Origin of the sequence: Pedobacter sp. (assembly GCF_035566355.1) — a bacterium.
Classification (GTDB): Bacteria; Bacteroidota; Bacteroidia; order Sphingobacteriales; family Sphingobacteriaceae; genus Pedobacter.
In genome coordinates this window covers 1-3,391 of sequence record NZ_DATMRL010000659.1, presented here as the reverse complement: position 1 = coordinate 3,391, position 3,391 = coordinate 1, and the positions used below count along the sequence as shown (strand labels likewise).

At 44.1% G+C, this 3,391-nt stretch carries 3 protein-coding genes and 1 pseudogene; all 4 read right to left on the bottom strand.

What is annotated here, in order from left to right; genetic code table 11:
• On the bottom strand, positions 1–636 hold a 636-nt coding region (locus VNZ46_RS25920; protein ID WP_325564025.1), incomplete at its 3' end, for a glucuronate isomerase.
• 26 nt (positions 637–662) lie between these two features.
• Positions 663–1,478 carry an SDR family oxidoreductase gene (locus VNZ46_RS25915; protein WP_325564023.1) on the bottom strand — a complete coding sequence of 272 codons (816 nt, stop codon included), beginning with the start codon at positions 1,476–1,478 and terminating at the stop codon, positions 663–665.
• A complete protein-coding gene (kduI, locus tag VNZ46_RS25910) occupies positions 1,478–2,317 on the bottom strand; it encodes a 5-dehydro-4-deoxy-D-glucuronate isomerase (RefSeq protein WP_325564021.1) in 840 nt (279 codons plus the stop codon). Before kduI ends, VNZ46_RS25915 begins: the two co-directional genes overlap by 1 nt.
• Positions 2,318–2,410: 93 nt before the next feature.
• Positions 2,411–3,391, bottom strand: a pseudogene (locus VNZ46_RS25905) (altronate oxidoreductase); the annotation flags it as partial.

The window sequence follows — 3,391 nt, the reverse complement described above, 5'->3', positions numbered from 1 at the left end:
AGTTATGGTTAAACCGCAAACCTGTTCCAACTTACCAATATAGCTGATCAATGCAGGCAGATCGTCTGCGTTCATGGCTTTATCCGGACGGAAAGCAGGCAAAATCTTAATTTCAAAACCATCTGCCTTCAATTGTTTGTGGTAAGCCAGATCATCCACCGGATCATCAGTGGTTGCCACAACAGACACCTTCATTTTACGCAGCAGGTTTTTTACAGAATACTCCGGCGTCTGCAGCTTAGCCGTACATTCATCGTAAATCTTTTTCGCCGTCGCCGGAGAAAGGATATCGTATACATCAAAATAGCGTTGAAGTTCCAGGTGCGTCCAGTGATATAAAGGATTACGCAGGGTATAAGGCACCGTTTCCGCCCATTTCTCAAACTTCTCCCAGTCACTTTTATCTCCGGTAATGTACTCCTCGGCAATCCCGTTGGCCCTCATGGCCCGCCATTTATAATGATCGCCATACAACCAAACCTGTGTCAGATTTTCAAAATTACGGTCTTCTGCAATCTGATCCGGCGGAAGATGGCAATGATAATCAATCACCGGCATATCTTTGGCAAAGTCATGATACAATGCCTGGGCCGTCTTATTCTTTAATAAAAAGTTCTCGTCTATAAATTTTTTCACGTGGTTCCTTCTTTTTAAGATCGCTATTAAACACCTCCAAAAACAGAGAACCCACCATCCACACAAATCATTGCCCCGGTTACAAACTTAGACGCATCACTCAACAGCCAGACCAAAGCCCCTTTCAATTCATCCGGATCACCAAAACGTTTAAAAGGTGTTTGTTTGATCACCAGACCACCACGGTCGGTATATCCACCCTCAGGTTTAGTTAAGAGGTTACGGTTCTGTTCTGTGAGGAAAAAACCAGGTGCAATTGCATTCATTCTGATTTTATCGCCATACCTGTTGGCCATCTCCACAGCAAACCACTGGTTGTAATAATCTACCCCGGCTTTACCCATATTATAACCCAACACCTTTGTAATGGCCCTTTTGGAATTCATAGAAGAAATATTCACAATACTTCCTTTACCTGTATCCGCAATAGCCTCCCCAAAGATCTGCGTAGGAATAATCGTTCCCCAAAGGTTCAGGTCCATTACCTTTTTCATTCCGGCCAGGTCCATATCAAAAATGTCCTGTTCTGGTGCCAGAACCCCTTCAGGCTGATTTCCCCCGGCCGCATTAACCAAGCCGTCTATCTTGCCAAACCTTTCCAGAACCAGGGCTTTCGCTGCCTTTAGCTCCTTTTCGTTCATCACATCGGCAACCAGGGCTATGGCCTGTCCGCCGGCAGCATTAATTGCATCAGCACGTTCCTGAGCCACCTGTGCATTTCTGCCCAGGATACCTACAGAAGCACCCGCTTCTACCACCGCATTTACAAAAGCACCGCCTAAAATTCCGGTACCGCCAGTCACTACAATGACCTTATCTTTTAAAGAAAATGAATTGTCCATTAACGTATATCTTGAATTGCAACAGGGTCCATATCCGCATAATCCAGGTTTTCACCACCCATACCCCAAATAAAACTGTAATTTTTTGTACCACTTCCCGAATGGATACTCCAGGGCGGAGACACCACCGCCTGATGATTCGCCATTAAAATATGACGGGTCTCCTGAGGTTCGCCCATCAGGTGCAATACGCGCTGATCCTCTTCTACATCAAAATAGAAATAAGCTTCCATTCTCCGGTCATGTACATGCGCAGGCATGGTATTCCATACACTGCCATTGGCCAGAATAGTTAAGCCCATCACCAATTGGCAACTCTGAATTCCGTCTTTATGAATATAACGGATAATCCTTCTTTCGTTAGCCGTATCCAAACTGCCCAGTACAGCAGAAAAAGCATCTGCTCTAACCAGCAAAGTCGTTTCGTAAGTTTTATGTGCAGGCGTAGACAACAAATAAAACACGGCCGGATTGGCTGCATCGATACTCTCAAAACGCACCTTTTCAGTACCTTTGCCTAAATAAAGGGCATCAAGTTTATCCAGGTTATAAGTTGTGCCATCCGCTTCGATACGGCCTGCACCACCCACGTTAATTACCCCAAGCTCCCTTCTTTCCAGAAAGTACTCAGAGCGTAGATGAGCATAATTACCCAATTCAACACCTGCATTAACCGGGTATGCCAAACCAACCATCATCCGGTCATAATGTGTATACACAAAATTCACCTTATTTTCCGCCTTCAGGTCAGCCAGTAAAAAACGTTCCCTGATCTTTTCCGTACCGTATGATTTGAAATCATCCGGGTGTACCGCGTGTAATACTTTTATATCCTCCATCTGTATATCAATTTTAATCTTTTAATCATTCATTTATAAAGATACCCCTCTTTTCCGAAGGGATAAAATCATCTTGTCTTTGCTGAGCGGCCCTCACAGGTTTTTGAAAGCAGACAAAGCAACCTGAATTCCATTCTCGGTAATCAGGTCATAATAATTACCTACTGCAGTAATAAAACCCCGCAATTGGGTCAGATCGGTTCCCCAAAAAGCGGTATCCCTCAATACCCCTTCTACATAGGCAGCTTCAGATAAAGATTTCAGCTGGGTAGTAAAATAAGCCGCCTGATCATCATTGTCTGCCGATTTCATATAATGAAGAAAGGCTGCAAAACCAAAAGCAATATGAACGGGTACCTGAGCGTTTAATGCATAATAATTGACCAAAACCGGCAAGATCCGGATTTTCAGTTTCATGGAATACTGCAAAGTAATGCTTTTCCACAAATGCTCAATATACGGATTGGCAAAACGGTCCAGCACTACTCTTGAAAAAGCCAAAGATTCTTCCAGGGCAATCTCATAAGGAATGGCTGGCGCAATTTCGTTCTGCATCAGTTCAGTGATATAATTCTTCAGCAACTCATCTTTCATCCCGTTCTTAACCGTATCAATTCCTGCCAAAACAGCAATTCCACAACTCAAAGTATGCGTACCATTTAACAAACGCACCTTCAGTTCTCTGAAACGTTCTATGTCTTTTGCAACAATCACCCCTGCATCCGCCAGGCGGAATTCAAGTTTCGAAGCTACTTTTTCATCGCCCTCGATGGCCCACAACCGGTAAGGCTCCACCATAGACAGCAAATTATCCTGATACCCCAACTGACTTTCCAGCCCTTCTAAAGTTTTCTGATCCGGCTTACCTGGTACAATCCTGTCCACCAAAGAATTACAGAAACTTACCTCTCCAGCCAACCATTCTTTAAAAGGCTGGTCCAATTGATTATAATCGGCCAGTTCCCTCACAATAGCCTCCAGTTTTTTCCCGTTATCCGGAATCAGTTCTGTAGCTATCACCACAACACCTGCTTCTGCACTTCCATTAAAGGTTTTGTAGCGCTCCAACAGGAC